This is a genomic window from Bacillus sp. EKM208B, assembly GCF_011800725.1.
Taxonomy (GTDB): Bacteria; Bacillota; Bacilli; order Bacillales; family Bacillaceae; genus Bacillus; species Bacillus velezensis.
On sequence record NZ_JAANHO010000001.1, the window covers coordinates 37513 to 52395 of the forward strand.

The following is a 14883-nucleotide window of genomic DNA, read 5'->3' on the forward strand; positions in this document are numbered from 1 at the left end:
TAATGATTACTTTAATAGAAAGAGACATGCTATCAATGACAAGAATCGGCTTGTTTTCGCGTTTCGCTTTTTCAAATGCTTCTTCTCCCCACGGGTGCCAGTTTACGGGGGTGTGGGCGTGTTGGAGTAAATGGAGACATCTCAGCGATTAATCTATTGGGTTTGTTGTTAATTGGCATGGGCTCACCTGCTTTCATGATCCTGGGAAGTTTTCGAGATAAAAAGAGAAAACTCCGGTGATCAAATTCGATTAAGTTAAATGGCGGATTGTTCGCTGACTACGGTTGGGGTACTGGTTTAAAAATAATGAGGAGAACTTGATATTCAAAGAACCGTAAGAGAAAGATTATCTATAAAACCGTCACTAGCAGAAGTCTTCAAAATTATTTAAGTTAATATGCCAGTCTTTATTGAGATTTGTTTTAAATATGTATTTGAAGGTCAATTTTCTTTATAGTGACTAAGAAATACACTACTTTATAACTGCAATTTATTAATGAAATATTTCCTAAAATAACTTTGATTTTTAATTGTAGATTGATATAATATATTTGTTATTCTTGGCCAAGGATGAGAATATTTACAAATCTTCAAAAAGTGGTGTTATCAATTAAAAAACCTCATATTTTATTATTTATATTAATCTTTACATTAGGTTTTTTTGCGTGCTTTTTATTCATTTTTAAGCATATAGAGAGAAATGGAACAGAAAAAATTAATCATAACCGTGTACAAGAAGTACCGTGGGGGGTGAAAAAAATCAATGCTGCTTCAATATGGACTTCAAGAGAGAAACAGAAAGTGAAAGTTGCTATATTAGACAGTGGTATTGATAAAGAGCATAAAGATTTAAAAGGGAAAGTTAAAGGAGAATTTAATCCAATAAACATGACTTTAACCTCAGATGATGATGTGGGGCATGGAACTGCTATTGCAGGCATTATAGCAGCTAAAGATAATAGTTTTGGATTAGTTGGAATTGCTCCAGACACTGAAATATATTCAGTTAAAGTACTAAATTCAAAAGGAAAAGGTTCATTAGATAACCTTGTTAAAGCTATAGAGTGGTGTATTGATAATAATATTCAGGTAATAAATTTGAGTTTTGGATTATCCAAAGATAAACCGTTGTTAAGAGGTGCAATTGATAAAGCAGTAAACAGTGGGATCATAATCGTTGCGGCCGCAGGTAACAATTATGGCGGAGATGTTGATTATCCAGCAGCTTATGAAAAAGTTCTCTCTATTAATGCTGTAGATAGAAATAATAAAATAGCTAACTTTTCACCTAAAGGAAAGATTGACTTTTCTGCACCTGGTGTAGATATACCGATACTATCCCTCAATAATGGCTATAAAACTGAAAGTGGTACATCTTTAGCAGCTGCACATGTTACCGGTGTAATATCATTAATTTTACAAAATAGAGATAAATTCGGAATTAATTCAAAAGAGGATATTTATAATCAGGTTAACCATGTATTGTCCAAATTGTCCATCGATCTTGGAAAGAAAGGAAGAGATGAAATTTATGGAAAAGGTTTTTTATCTTTTAAGTAAAGGGGTTAATTTGAATGAAATGTTTTAAAAAGAGTATTGCAGTTATTTTAAGCCTAGTATTAACTTTCACTTTTATTTTACATAATGAATCAAAAGCTGAGGCATTAAACAATAAGGATTACCAAATTGTAACAAACGATGAAGAGAAATTAGTAATCACAGCAGAAAAAGGCGGAGTTAAAGGTTTAATGACTTTAGATAAAGAAAATATGAAACTTTCATTAATAACCGATGAAATTTCGCAGAAGACTGGTGAAAAAGGTAAAGAATATAAAGTTAATATTGAAAATGCTACAAATGAGAAGATAGAAGCAACTTTTACTGATACGGAAACAAATAAAAAATATGAGATTAATTCAGATGAGGTAACAGCTTCTTTTGTTTGGTTTATACCTATAGGAATAGTTATTGGAGAGGCACTTTTAGCGCATTTAATTTCAATTGGATTAGCTGTGACTATTTCAGGAGTGACTTATGTTGCCTATTCTGAGTTTAAGAAGCGTAAAAGAACCTATTCTCATTATATGGCAGTAAGAAAGTCTAAAGGATTATTTATCGGTAATGGTTTGAAAAGACCTGCTGCAATTGCACGCCTTAAAAGGGGTGATGACACTTGGTCTACGTCGAAGAACAATGCCAAATCTATTGCTAAAGCCGCAAGTCCGATTAAAAAAATAGTTGGTCCGGAGATAGATAAAAAGGGTAAAGGTAAACATTATCATTATCACTCGATCTCTAGGTATAAACATGGAAAAGGTGTCCGTATGAAAGCTCATGCTTTCTATGGTGCAGCAAGATAATATAGATTAATTTATAAACATCTAACTTTAAAGTAATTAAAAGTTAGGAGAAGGAGGTAACTATGTTAATTATTGATCACAACCCAAAGGATCAGCTGTATTCAGAGTTAATTGATTTGGCTTTCGAAATTTGCGACGAATTTCATTTAGTTTTAAGAAAAGATATGGGATCTTTAAAATCATTTGATCCTCTGTTAAAAAAACTTGAAAGTTCGTTGAAAGTAATGAAAGAGCAATCAGAATGGGCCAGTACTATTCTAGGAGACAATCAAAAAGCAAAAGTTTATTACTATTATACAGATGAAAACGCAAAAAACATTCTGAAAGAATCCGCAAATTCTTTATATGCTTGGGAGCAGCCACATTTACCAGAAGACTTGTCTTTTTTCAAAGATGGAAAGGAGTGGTTGGTAACATGCTCTCATGAAGAAGAAAGTTATATCGATACTGAAGATGATAAAGAAATACAAAGAATATTGAGTATACCAGGATTAAAAGTGCATTTTGAAAAATGGGATTAAAATCATTCAACTTTTTATAAAAGAGTTGCATGGTTTTTAGTGAATAATAATATATATAAGTAAGGAAACCGTATAGAATGGTTTCCTTACTTATTAAACTAACATTATTCAATTGGGATTTTTCTTGTTTATTTCTTGACTAATACATATTGTTTATCTTCCAAATAGAATATATGACTAAGGTGATTTATATCTTTAAACTTTATATGTTTTCCAAATTGTAAAGTATTTAAATTGATAAATACATCCATACTGTCATCTTTATCTTCATCTTCATATCCATCTAAGCAGGAATATATTTCAACTGATTCACCTTTTGACAAGTGTTTTTCAATGAAAAGAAAAAGTGATTTAATAGATTTACGTTGGCCAGGTGTATTGTTGGCGTGTAAGTACCCTTGTAATTCATATATATAAGGATGTGTGAATTTGTTTCTGACTGCTTCATATCCAGGATCTAAATGAACAATATCAATTCCGTATGCATCTTCTTCTGTGTCATAAACCTTTACAAGTGAATTTTCGCTATTCTTTCGATTTTTTTTAAATTGAGAGCGTTTGTTGACATCAATTCCTTTTATTTCTAGTTCGGAGATGGGCTTAAGTGTAGGATTCCTGCCATACTCACCAATAGGAAGTTCTTTGTCAGCCCCAATAAAATGATGTAAAGTCAATCTATTTCCTCCTTTATTTTATACAACTAAAATACTCAATCTGACTTTGGATAATGAGATCTTTTTTGTTGTGTCTAACTATGATACTCCGTGTTTGCTTGCCTCATCAAGGCTTGATAATGTTTGGAGGCTGAAGATGGATGATGTGACTGATTTTTAGGGACAAGTTTTTCTTTAGGGAAAGAGGAACCGAATTGAATTAATTTAATTGTTATATTGTCGACGCATACTCTATCAATGTCCATTTAGATTGTATGTTTACAGCTGCAGCTTTTTCTTCGACTATTTCTAACGTTCTTTCAAGTTGATTATATATGTATCCGGAAAATTAAGTATACCGTTTGACCAATTCCAGCGTTATGAAGATTTCGTTGCCAGAATGCCAACAATTGAAGAAAAATTGAAGCAGAATAGCATTAAATCTACTCTGCCGGATGCAGCGCCAACAAATCTGCATTGGGTTCTTCCTCAATATGTAACAGAAGCAGTGGAGGAATTTTTAAATCATTTGTCTTTATTATCTGAAGACCTTATTAATGGTGATACCTTACTGCACGCTCCGGTATGGGAACTATGCTGGGATTGTGTTCAAGCAGAAAAGGGTCTTCGTACCAATGTACCTGGATTCTATGTTGCCGGAGATGCCATTGGATGGGCACGCGGAATTATTCAAGCAGCGACTACTGGAATCGTTATTGCAAGAGATATTCTTAATGGTAAAAAACCTAGCGATAAGGAGCTGACATCTACTGTCTAAAAGGAGGACTAACAGTGGAAAAAACAGAGCACCCAAGAGTGGGAGTCGGAGCATTTATTCTGAATAAGGAACAGGAATTACTATTAGTTTTACGAAAGAAGGACCCTGAAGCTAATCATTGGAGTATACCCGGCGGTAAAGTTGAGTGGATGGAAAAGGCAGAAGATACAGTTATCCGTGAAATAAAAGAGGAAGTAGGGGTCACTATTCAGGTTGATTCTTTACTTTGTGTCACAAACCATATTTTACATGATGAGGAGACTCATTGGGTATGTCCGACGTATCAATGCAGTATTCAAACTGGGACTGTAAGAAACTGCGAGTTAAATGCAATAATTGATGTTGGCTGGTTTTCTCTTCAAAATTTGCCTGATCCCTTAACGTTAACTACTAAAAATGCTTTAGAGAGTTATCTTAATAAATTTGAAAGTCAGAGAAAATAAAAATGCATACAATTCTATTCGATTTAGATGGAACCTTGGTAAATAGTGAATGGTTGGCAAAAGAGGCTTATAATCATGGAATTGAAACAGTATTAAAGAGAAAATTAACGAATGAAGAGAGAGAGTCTCTTGTCGGTAAGCCTATTGCGGTTTTTTTGAGAAGATTTCCAAACGAGGCAGAGCAAATACGTTCCTCGATATTGCAGTATTTCGAAAATAAAATCCATCAAATCAGACCGTATCCGGGTGTTATCTCTTTGCTGGAAAGTTTAAGTGAAAGAGGATATGGTTTGGTGATTGTGACCTCACAATTGAAAAAATTTGCTTATGGCGAGTTAATCAATAATAAATTAGATGGGTTTTTTAAAGTCGTTCTCACGGCTGAAGATTGTGATGAGTACAAACCGAGTCCTAAGCCATTACTAACAGCGGTAAATCACTTACATGCAGATGTAAGCGATTGTTTATATATTGGAGATCAAATGACAGATATTGAGGCAGCTCATGCTGCTGATATGAAAAGTGCGGGCGCTTTATGGGGAGAGGGGAATCTTACACACTTATCTGCAGCTTCACCGACATACTTTGTAAAAGAACCCCATCAACTTCTTCGGATTCTGCAAGACAACAACTATTCCGCTGCTTTTTAACATTCTCACATTAAAGGATTCAGGATAAAAAAGCCGCCGACAAAGCGGCTTTTCTTAAGTTAAGATGCCAAATATAAAAAAAAGGCTAACCTCTGCTCTCCTTGTTTTATTCAAACTTCAATCTGTATGGTTATGTCTTTCCTAGAGGCACATAGGCTTGGTTTTTGAAGAGTAAATCTTTTTTGTTTTCGGTTGATCATATGTAAAAGCGATTATTTTAATCGCTTTTTGATACTTCAAAACATGCTAAGCTTTGACCTCTTTATCAGTAAGCACTCTTAAAGCATCTCTCACTTTTAAGGCGAAGTTGACAGGTTTATCAATCGATTCGAAATGAATATACATCAGTCTCGGTTTATCAAACAGCCAGTGATTGTGAAGTGACGTTACAGTCAGATCATGTTTCCGAAGGACGCTGATAAATGGATTGATTTCTTTTTGCAGAATTACAGTTTCTCCGCTGCAAAGAGCACGGCCGTCTTTTGTCATTGATTCAAATGAAAACATTTGCGGAATGAGCAAAAATGATCTTCCGGGCCGTCCCAGTACTACTGGTTTTATATTCGTTCGGGATCTCATTACTGTACAAATTCCATTTTCAAACGTATGCATGGTTCCGCCTAGAATATCGTTGAATTCGTCACAAAGACCATGCCGTTCAATCATTTCCCCGTCAGTTTTTGGTACCGCACGCACAGTTTTAGTAGTTAGAACTCTCAGGGCCTCTCTCACTTTTCTTGCAAAATTGAGAGGTTTATCAATTGATTCAAAATGCATAAACATCAGACGCGGTTTATCGAACAGCCAATGGTTATGAACGGCAGTTACGATGATACCGAATTTGCGCAGCTCACTCATTAACGGGTTCACTTCTTCTTGCAGTAAAACAGTCTCACCTAAACATAAAGCTCTGCCTTCCCGATCCATGCTTTCAAATGAAAAGGCCTGAGGAATAAAAGGAAATGCCTCGGCTCTTCTTCCGAGTACCACCGGATGAATGTTGCTTCGAAATCTTGTCGCCGTACATACGCCATTTACGACACTGGGCGTTGAATTGAGAATTCTAGCAAATTCTTTGCAGAGCCGTGATGGCTCCATACTCGTTTCTTCCACTTCATATCTCCTCCTGGAATCTATTTATAACGTACTTAGTATTAAAGATATGTGAAGATAGAAAGAATGTAACGCGTCAGCAGTCCATATTAGAGAGAATCAGCCTTTCTTGCATAATTCAGGATTTCATTCCCTTTTTATAATCTCTTTAACTGTTAATTTTTAATAGATTAAAAGCTTTTGATCGGACTATTTAAGAAATGAAAACACTATAAATTGGTAGTTTTATCCTGGGTTTGATTTTTTTAAGGCGTTCAGGCTAAGAAAAAAAGCCTTTATACAAGGCTTTCGGTAAATAATTCATACAGCCGTTTGGCTGCTCATTCAGTGACAGCTCACAGCTCTTTTGTCATCAAGACATGCGGGATGCCGTCTTCCATAAATTCCGGTGAATCTGTCTGATAGCCTAGTTTGTGATAAAAGCCTTCCGCATGTGTTTGTCCATGCAGTTTACATTGGGTGATGCCTTTTTCTTTTACCATGTTTTCTAATTCGCTTATGATGACTTTGCCCAACCCGTATTTGCGGTAAGGCTTCAGGATGCAGATTCGTTCGAGCTTGCCTGTATGGTTTACGATGCGGACGCGTCCTGTGCCGGCAGGCTGATTTTCATGATAAACCAAGACATGCCCGCACTGATCCTCAAGCGTATCGAACTGGTCAAATTCATCGGATTCAGGTACTTGCTGTTCCTCAATGAATACTGCTTTTCTAATCTCAAGCGCTGCTTGTAAATCAATTTCCGTTGTTATCCTTTTTATCTGCATGATCAACCAATCCTTTTCACATGTTAGTCTGGACTGCACGGCTTGCTTGTGTTCTTATAGAAGTAACGATAAAACAATTATATTGCAAATGCAACAAAAACATGAAGGGTTTGAAAAAGATATGACTGATATTTTGCGGGAAATCGGCATGATCGCACGGGCATTGGATTCCATCAGCAATATTGAATTTAAGGAATTAGACTTAACAAAAGGGCAGTATCTCTATCTTGTGCGTATATGTGAAAACCCGGGAGTGATACAGGAAAAAGTGGCGGAAATGATTAAAGTTGACCGAACAACAGCGGCGAGGGCAATCAAAAAATTGGAAATACAAGGGTTTATTGAAAAGCGTCCTGATGATCAAAATAAAAAAATAAAAAAACTGTTCCCGACTGAAAAAGGGAGAAAGGTTTATCCGTTATTGCAAAGAGAAGGAGAGCATTCTGCGGAGGTAGCCCTGTCCGGCTTTACATCTGAGGAAAAAGAAACCATTTTCGGACTTCTTCAGCGGGTGAGAAAAAATATAGAACATGATTGGGAATATGTGAAGAAGGGGAATAAAAGAGATTATTGATGGTTATTAATTCCTTTTGGTGAATGATTAAAGTCATAAATGGATACGTTATCTGTGAAATCTCCTTCCTCGGTTCCTGCTTCAACATAGCCGATAGGCTTATTTTTAACGAAAAGTATCAATTATGGTATATTTAAATAAGAAAAAATAATTGAAGCGGGGAATGATATGAGTACAATCGAAAAACAAAGACGTAAGAAATTCAGAGTGAAATCAATCGTACGGGCCATCATGGTCATCATCGGCGGAATTATTGCCGCGTATGGACTGGAAACCGTATTGATTCCGAATAGTGTATCTGACGGCGGTGTAACCGGACTCAGCATTGTCGGTTCACAGCTGTTTCATTTGCCTCTTGGGATCTTAATTGCGGTGATCAATATACCGTTTGTCTGGTTAGGATATAAGCAAATCGGGAAAGGTTTTGCGTTTCTATCAATTATCGGTATTGTCTCACTTGCCGCGGGCACGAGTTTTTTCCACCACACACCGGCTATCATCGAGGGAGACACCCTGTTAATCACCGTTGTCGGCGGGATTATTCTCGGCTTTGGAATGGGATTGGCATTGCGCAACGGCGGCGCATTAGATGGAATTGATATGCTGGCTGTGCTTCTGTCACGGAAATTGCCGTTTGGCACGAGCGACCTCATTTTATTTTTAAACATGTTTGTGTTTATTTTTGTTTCTTTTGTATTTGGGCTGCAAGGCGCATTGCTTTCGGTCATTGCTTACTACATTGCATCTAAGGTGATTCATGTGGTTGAGGAAGGCTTAAGCGGTTCTAAAACATTTCAGATTATCACCAATGAGCCTGCATTAATGGTAGAGACCATTCGTGAAGAATTGGGCCGGAGCGCTACTTATAAAGAAGCATACGGCGGTTTTTCTCATGAAAAATTCCAAGAAATCACATGTGTCATCAACCGTTTGGAAGAAACCAAACTGAAGGAAATTATTAATGACATTGATAAACAAGCCTTTGTGACGGTATATGATGTCGCAGAAGTAAAAGGCAGTAATTTCAGAAAAGTCCATAATCATTAAGTAGAGAGCTGCCGTTAACCGGCAGCTTTTTTTAAAAAAGGAGAAAAAACTTGCAAAAAAAGAATGGCGGCTGTATATTGTTGATATATCAAACATTGACTAGTCAATTAATTGCGCAAAAGAAAGTGGGGATGGGTTTTGACAGCATGTTGTTCAGAGGAAGGCGAGATTTTATATCAGCTCCAATCACTGCACAAAGTGATCGGCACGAAGTTTGAAGCGTGCACCGGAATCAGCCAATCCCGCCTTGAGCTTCTCGCCGTGCTTTTTTACGTCGACGAGATCAGCCAAAGCGATCTTCAGAAAAAGGTGAATATTGATGGCGCAGCCGTGACAAGACACTTGAAACAGCTTGAAGCCAAAGAAATGGTCACAAGAAGGCGGAAGCCCGAGGACAACCGAATTATACTTGTCCGGCTTACTGATCAGGGGCGGGAGAGAATTGAGGCTTCCAAAAAGGAGAAGGAGCGTTTCATAAAGGAAATGCTTGCCGGTGTCAGCGAGGAAGAACGCAGTATGTTAAAAAACGTATTGTCGCAGATGCAGAATAATATAGAAAATATGAAAGCATAGGAGTGTATTACACATGAAAACAGAACTGAAAACAAACGACTTTATGGACATTATGAAAGGCCGCCGTTCCATTCGGAATTACGATCCGGCTGTTAAAATCAGCAAAGAAGAAATGACTCAAATTCTGGAAGAAGCAACGACAGCACCGTCTTCAGTCAACGCGCAGCCGTGGCGTTTTCTTGTCATTGACAGCCCTGAAGGAAAAGAAAAACTCGCGCCGCTTGCCAGCTTTAACCAAACACAAGTCAGCACATCATCTGCGGTGATCGCGGTTTTCGCAGATATGAACAATGATGACTATTTAGAAGAAATCTATTCGAAAGCGGTCGAACTGGGCTACATGCCGCAGGAAGTAAAAGACAGACAAATCGCTGCGTTGACGGCGCACTTTGAAAAACTTCCGGAGCAAGTGAACCGTGAAACGATTCTGATCGACGGAGGCCTCGTTTCCATGCAGCTGATGCTTACGGCACGCGCGCACGGCTATGACACAAACCCGATCGGCGGCTACGATAAAGAAAAGATTGCCGAGGTTTTCGGAATGGATAAAGAGCGTTATGTACCGGTCATGCTGTTATCAATCGGAAAAGCGGCAGACGAAGGATATGCTTCCTACCGTCTTCCTATCGAAACAATCGCACAATGGAAATAAGGTTGAAGTGAAGCTGAGGGGAGAGGGACAGTGGACATGATTGCGGCTGTTTTCGTCGGAATTGTAGCTTTAGAACATGTATTTATCATGATACTTGAAATGTTTTTTATCAATTCGAAGGCAGCTAAGCGGTCCTTCAAATTGCCGAAGCATTTAGAAGGTGACCGGAATGTGGCGGTCATGTTTGCAAATCAAGGTCTGTATAATGGATTTCTGGCTGCCGGTCTCATTTGGGGGCTGATCCTCGCTGATCCGGTGGGCCATATGATTCAAATGTTTTTCGTCATCTGTGTGGTCATCGCGGCCATTTTCGGAGGCTTTACTTCAAACAAATCAATTATCGTAAAACAAGGACTTCCGGCTGTTTTAGCGCTTATTTTTCTTTTATTGGCGTAGGCAGAACGGAGTGAGGGCTTCCGGAATGGGAGCCCTCTTTTTTATTTCCGTTTTGAAAAACATTCCTTATATGCATCACTTTCATGCAAACTAACAATTAGAAGTTATAGATTGGGTAACGTATGATAAATGAAAATAACAAATCAGCGGGGGCAATCAATGGATTGGCATCAGATTAATTATTTTCAGATAGTGGCGCAAGTGCAGCATATCACACAGGCAGCGAAACAGCTGTCTATATCTCAGCCCGCTCTCAGCCGTTCTATTTCAAAGCTTGAAGATGAGCTGGGCGTTCAGCTTTTTGATCGCAGAGGCAGAAATATTTATTTGAATCGGTACGGGAAATTGTTTTTGCATCGTGTGGAACAATCTATCAGACAAATTGAAATCGGTAAGCAAGAAGTGTGGAATGAAATCCATCCCAACAACGGCACAATATTGTTATCTTTTTTGCCATCGCTTGGAATGAGTATGGTTCCGGACATGATCAGTTCGTTTCAACACATGTATCCTCATGTCAATTTTCAGTTGACCCAAGCATCAAATCAGCAGATTATCGAGCAATTAACGTCAAGAGAAGTGGACATCGCATTGACTTCGCTTCGTGATGAAAACGAAGAGGTGATCTGTCATCCGCTTTTAACAGAAGAGTTATACTTAGCCGTTTCTGCTGAACATCCGCTCGCTTCATATGATGAAATTGATTTGAAAATGGCGGAGCATGAACCGTTTATCTCTTTTAAAGATACGAATGTTCTTCATGGCATGATTAAAGAGTTGTGTGAAAAAGCCGGATTTTCACCGGATGTCGTATTCGAAGGAGAGGATATTGTGACAGCGTCCGGGTTAGTCGGCGCGAAATTAGGGGTGTCTCTTATCCCTGACTTGCACGTTTTTGATAAACGAAAGGTCAAACTGCTTAGCGTCACAAATCCTGTTTGTGAAAGAGAGATTGGTTTGGCCTGGAGAAAAGACGGCTATTTATCACCGGCAGCGGAGAATTTTATAGCGTTTATTCAAACACGGCTTAACAGAAAGGGGTAAACAAATGGCTTACATTCGCCGCGGCACACGCCAATTTAAAAAGGTGAACTTCGCTTTGTTTGCAGGCGGATTCTGCACGTTTACCATCCTTTGGGGAACGCAGCCGCTGCTGCCTGACATCGCAAATGATTTTCACCTGTCACCGGCGGTCTCAAGCTTAAGCCAATCTGCTACAACGATTGCTTTGGCCATCAGTCTGTTATTCGCCGGTTTTATATCAGAAATGTACGGGCGGAAGAAGATAATGGGCGTATCATTAATTGCTGCATCCGTACTGGCCGTTCTCTCAGGATTTGTTTCGAATTTTCAGCTGCTTGTCGTTTGCAGGGCGCTTCAGGGAGTCGCATTAGCGGGGCTTCCGGCAGCGGCAATGGCTTATTTGGCTGAGGAAATCGAGCCGGAAAGCTTAGGGATGGCAATGGGGCTGTATATCAGCGGCAATTCGATTGGCGGCATGACGGGGCGTATCATCAGCGGCTTTCTGACGGATGTCTTCAGCTGGCATACGGCTTTGCTGACAATCGGCATCATAAGTTTGCTGGCAAGCACTATTTTTTGGAAGGTACTTCCTTCTTCTTCTCATTTTACATCCCGCTCATATAATGGAAAGCAAATTCTCATCTCATTTTGCCGTCAGTGCAAGACGCCCGGTTTCGTCTGTCTTTTGATTATCGGTTTTTTATTGGAAGCCGGATTTGTATCTTTATATAACTATATCGGCTTTCAATTGATGAAGCCGCCTTATTCACTTAGCCAAACGGCAGTCGGCTTTATTTTTCTCGTATATCTTGTCGGTACGTTCAGTTCAACGTGGATGGGCATGTTAGCAGACAAATACGGCAAAAGAAAAATCCTGCCGCTCTCATTAGCGATTGTCATGATTGGTGTCTGCATTACTTTATTCACTGATATACGGATCATGATTTTAGGAGTTGCGATTTTCACATTCGGTTTTTTTGCTGGCCATTCGATCTCCAGCAGCTGGGTTGGCGAACTGGCCGGCCGTGATAAGGCGCAGGCCGCCGCAGTATATTTGTTTTCCTATTATGTCGGAGGAAGCACCGGGGGGACTGCAAGCGGTGCATTCTATCACCAATTCGGGTGGAACGGTATTGTCGCCATGATCACGGTGCTTTCAGCCGTTTCGGCCTCCGTTTCAATCTGGTTGGGTTTATTGACAAAACAAACAATCACATTGATTCAAACGAAAAAAGATAAACACCAATAGGCGTTTATCTTTTTTGAATTACAGATAAATGCTTACCGCAGAATAAATGAGCAGCAGACACATCACGATCCGAAACGCTTTATCGTGTTTCTCAAAGAGATGTTTAAAAACAGAGCCGAACGCCGACCACAGCAGTAGAGCCGCCCAGCCCAGGAGAATAGCCGAGGCGAGCCAGAACGTAATCAATGGGTACGTGTGCTGAAACGGCAATATAAAAGCACTCATCAACGTTAAAAAGAATAAAATACTTTTTATATTGATCATTTGAAACAGAAATCCCGATAGAAAAGACGAGCGGGTTTTTTCAGAATCGCCTTTTGATGTTTTGGGAAGAGAAAACTGCCAGGCCAAATAGAGCAAGTAGACGGCTCCGGCAATTTTAAAGTAAGGTTCCACGACGGGAATCCAATGATAAACACTCATTGTAAACAGACCGCTGAGAATGCCGAGCACTGCAAATCCCGTCAGGATTCCGCCGTTAAAACGCCATGAACCGATAAAGCCGGCTCTGCGCGCTTCATTCATCATTAAAATATTGCTCGGCCCGGGTGTAATAGATGTCATCAGGACATAAGAAAGAAAAGCTATGATACTCATTAAATCACCTTCATTTGCTAATGTGATGGAGCCGTTTTTTATTGTATGATAAGAATAGGTATAAATAAAATTGAAAAATAAAATCGCATTATTGATTTTTTCGATACATTCAGTAGAGGTGAAATCGTATGGAGATCAGACATCTTATTACATTTCAGGCCATTGTAGATAAGGGAAGCTATACAGGAGCGGCGGTGAAGCTGGGATATACGCAATCGACGATTACGACTCATATTCAAGCGCTTGAACAGGAGATCGGCGGCGCATTATTTACGTACGAAAAAAGGCGTTTGAAGCTGACGCCTTTAGGAAGAGAGCTGATACCGTTAGCCGAGGATTTACTTTCCGCCCATGACAAGATCAAAAATATGCAAAGCACTCACGAGGTTAAGGGCGTTTTAAAAATTGCGGCGCCGGAGTCTTTGACCATTTCCAGACTGGGGCCGATTATCAGGGAATATTCCATGAAGTATCCGAACGTCAATATCATATTGAGCAACGGAACATGCGGACAGAATCAGGTGGAATTAGTAAGCGGCCGTGTGGATATTGCATTTATGGTGTATCCGGAGATACAAATGGAAAAATGCATACATTATTCTTTATTGGAGGAACGCATCGTCCTCGTGGCGGGCAGTGACGCACCGGAACATTTTGACGACTATCAACAAAGCGGCAAGCATTTTTTTATTACAAATGAAGAAGGATGCAGCTATCGGACTATGTTTGAACGATTTCTCGTCAAACATGATATCAGTCATTTACAAACAATGGAACTGTGGAGCATAGAGGCCATTAAGCAGACGGTGATGAGCGGACTCGGTTTCTCCGTTTTACCTTATATTACGGTAAAAGAAGAGGTAAAAGCGGGGAAGCTGAAAATTCTTCAGCAGTCTGAGCCGTTCGAGCGGCTTTATTCTCATATGCTGGTCAAAAAGAAAAAATGGCAGCTTCCGGCCGCTGAAGCTTTTGTGTCCCTTGTTCTTGAGATGATAGGTTAATTTGAAAGCCGATGCCTGCGCGCATCGGCTCTTGTTTTTGTCCGAAATTCTGTACATCATTTACTCTTTCATCTGACTCAAAATATCATGATAAGTGCCGATTTTCTTTTTCGTTAAAGAAATGACATTTTCGATGTCGGTCAGCTGTTTTTCCAGCTTGCTGACGTGTTTCGTTAAGATTTCCACCTTCGTTTTGACGGAAGCTGCATATTCTTCGGTCATAGGGGTTTTATGAGCGAGAGCAAAGCCTCTGGCGTGAATGAATTCAGTCATCTCTTCAACAGAGAGCCCCGTCTTTTTTAAGCATCGCAAAAAAGATAGTGTGTCGATGTCTTTTTGAAAGTAAATGCGCACACCGCTTTCTTTTCTTTGCGGCGGGGGAAGCAAGCCGATTTTTTCATAATAACGAAGGGTATCAATGGAAAAGCCCGATATTTTTGATACTTGTCCGATTGTGTACATAACAGCCTCTTTTCAATCTCCGCT

At 39.3% G+C, this 14883-nt stretch carries 19 protein-coding genes and 1 pseudogene; 14 read left to right on the forward strand and 6 right to left on the reverse strand.

The annotated features are described in order from the left end of the window. Positions 1-37: 37 nt before the first annotated feature. Positions 38-179, reverse strand: a pseudogene (locus G9F75_RS19985) (DUF255 domain-containing protein); the annotation flags it as partial. A gap of 391 nt (positions 180-570) precedes the next feature. Between G9F75_RS19985 and G9F75_RS00195 the strand changes: the two are divergent. The 3 genes from G9F75_RS00195 to G9F75_RS00205 all read left to right on the forward strand — a co-directional run bounded on the left by G9F75_RS00195 (position 571) and on the right by G9F75_RS00205 (position 2881). Further along, entirely contained in the window at positions 571-1560 is a 990-nt protein-coding gene (locus G9F75_RS00195; protein ID WP_022554051.1) for a S8 family peptidase, read from the forward strand. Between the two features lie 14 nt (positions 1561-1574). Further along, positions 1575-2360 (forward strand): SAR2788 family putative toxin, encoded by a 786-nt coding sequence (locus tag G9F75_RS00200; protein ID WP_014419374.1) that lies wholly within the window; start codon positions 1575-1577, stop codon positions 2358-2360. A gap of 62 nt (positions 2361-2422) precedes the next feature. Continuing rightward, complete coding sequence (locus tag G9F75_RS00205; RefSeq protein ID WP_014419373.1) at positions 2423-2881, forward strand: hypothetical protein; 459 nt, start codon at positions 2423-2425, stop codon at positions 2879-2881. Between the two features lie 128 nt (positions 2882-3009). Here G9F75_RS00205 and G9F75_RS00210 read toward each other — a convergent pair whose 3' ends face one another. Next, positions 3010-3555 carry a hypothetical protein gene (locus G9F75_RS00210; protein WP_167408859.1) on the reverse strand — a complete coding sequence of 182 codons (546 nt, stop codon included), beginning with the start codon at positions 3553-3555 and terminating at the stop codon, positions 3010-3012. A 379-nt stretch (positions 3556-3934) separates the two neighbouring features. Here G9F75_RS00210 and G9F75_RS00215 point away from each other — a divergent pair, with 379 nt between their 5' ends. Genes G9F75_RS00215 through G9F75_RS00225 form a run of 3 tightly spaced genes read left to right on the forward strand, consistent with a single transcriptional unit; the run spans position 3935 to position 5405 of the window. Beyond that, on the forward strand, positions 3935-4312 hold the full coding sequence (locus tag G9F75_RS00215; protein ID WP_224759928.1) for a hypothetical protein: 378 nt from the start codon (positions 3935-3937) through the stop codon (positions 4310-4312). Positions 4313-4326: 14 nt separating this feature from the next. After that, positions 4327-4755 (forward strand): NUDIX domain-containing protein, encoded by a 429-nt coding sequence (locus G9F75_RS00220; protein WP_072176776.1) that lies wholly within the window; start codon positions 4327-4329, stop codon positions 4753-4755. Positions 4756-4757: 2 nt separating this feature from the next. Further along, positions 4758-5405 carry an HAD family hydrolase gene (locus G9F75_RS00225; RefSeq protein WP_167408860.1) on the forward strand — a complete coding sequence of 216 codons (648 nt, stop codon included), beginning with the start codon at positions 4758-4760 and terminating at the stop codon, positions 5403-5405. A 246-nt stretch (positions 5406-5651) separates the two neighbouring features. On the opposite strand, the gene G9F75_RS00230 is transcribed toward G9F75_RS00225, so the two are convergent. Further along, positions 5652-6518: a DUF1259 domain-containing protein gene (locus G9F75_RS00230; RefSeq protein ID WP_021494606.1), complete on the reverse strand. Its 867-nt coding sequence runs from the start codon at positions 6516-6518 to the stop codon at positions 5652-5654. A 335-nt stretch (positions 6519-6853) separates the two neighbouring features. Next, entirely contained in the window at positions 6854-7285 is a 432-nt protein-coding gene (locus G9F75_RS00235) for a GNAT family N-acetyltransferase (RefSeq protein WP_061861715.1), read from the reverse strand. 121 nt (positions 7286-7406) lie between these two features. Here G9F75_RS00235 and G9F75_RS00240 point away from each other — a divergent pair, with 121 nt between their 5' ends. From G9F75_RS00240 to G9F75_RS00270, 7 genes are all read left to right on the forward strand, one after another. Continuing rightward, on the forward strand, positions 7407-7859 hold the full coding sequence (locus G9F75_RS00240; protein WP_029973037.1) for a MarR family winged helix-turn-helix transcriptional regulator: 453 nt from the start codon (positions 7407-7409) through the stop codon (positions 7857-7859). A 168-nt stretch (positions 7860-8027) separates the two neighbouring features. Next, on the forward strand, positions 8028-8906 hold the full coding sequence (locus G9F75_RS00245) for a YitT family protein (protein WP_012118921.1): 879 nt from the start codon (positions 8028-8030) through the stop codon (positions 8904-8906). A 111-nt stretch (positions 8907-9017) separates the two neighbouring features. Beyond that, entirely contained in the window at positions 9018-9479 is a 462-nt protein-coding gene (locus tag G9F75_RS00250) for a MarR family winged helix-turn-helix transcriptional regulator (RefSeq protein WP_014722085.1), read from the forward strand. A gap of 13 nt (positions 9480-9492) precedes the next feature. Beyond that, positions 9493-10131: a nitroreductase family protein gene (locus tag G9F75_RS00255; protein ID WP_014419365.1), complete on the forward strand. Its 639-nt coding sequence runs from the start codon at positions 9493-9495 to the stop codon at positions 10129-10131. A gap of 30 nt (positions 10132-10161) precedes the next feature. Continuing rightward, positions 10162-10527: a DUF1304 domain-containing protein gene (locus G9F75_RS00260; protein WP_025650101.1), complete on the forward strand. Its 366-nt coding sequence runs from the start codon at positions 10162-10164 to the stop codon at positions 10525-10527. A 159-nt stretch (positions 10528-10686) separates the two neighbouring features. Continuing rightward, positions 10687-11571, forward strand: a complete 885-nt coding sequence (locus tag G9F75_RS00265; protein ID WP_021494609.1) for a LysR family transcriptional regulator — start codon at positions 10687-10689, stop codon at positions 11569-11571. Between the two features lie 4 nt (positions 11572-11575). Further along, a complete protein-coding gene (locus tag G9F75_RS00270; RefSeq protein ID WP_167408861.1) occupies positions 11576-12799 on the forward strand; it encodes an MFS transporter in 1224 nt (407 codons plus the stop codon). An 18-nt stretch (positions 12800-12817) separates the two neighbouring features. Here the strand turns inward: G9F75_RS00270 and G9F75_RS00275 are convergent, their stop codons facing one another. Next, positions 12818-13396 (reverse strand): LysE family translocator, encoded by a 579-nt coding sequence (locus G9F75_RS00275; RefSeq protein ID WP_058906494.1) that lies wholly within the window; start codon positions 13394-13396, stop codon positions 12818-12820. A 128-nt stretch (positions 13397-13524) separates the two neighbouring features. Between G9F75_RS00275 and G9F75_RS00280 the strand changes: the two genes are divergently transcribed. After that, entirely contained in the window at positions 13525-14397 is an 873-nt protein-coding gene (locus G9F75_RS00280; protein WP_160216678.1) for a LysR family transcriptional regulator, read from the forward strand. 60 nt (positions 14398-14457) lie between these two features. Here G9F75_RS00280 and G9F75_RS00285 read toward each other — a convergent pair whose 3' ends face one another. Further along, a complete protein-coding gene (locus G9F75_RS00285) occupies positions 14458-14859 on the reverse strand; it encodes a MerR family transcriptional regulator (RefSeq protein ID WP_021494613.1) in 402 nt (133 codons plus the stop codon). Positions 14860-14883 lie beyond the last annotated feature (24 nt).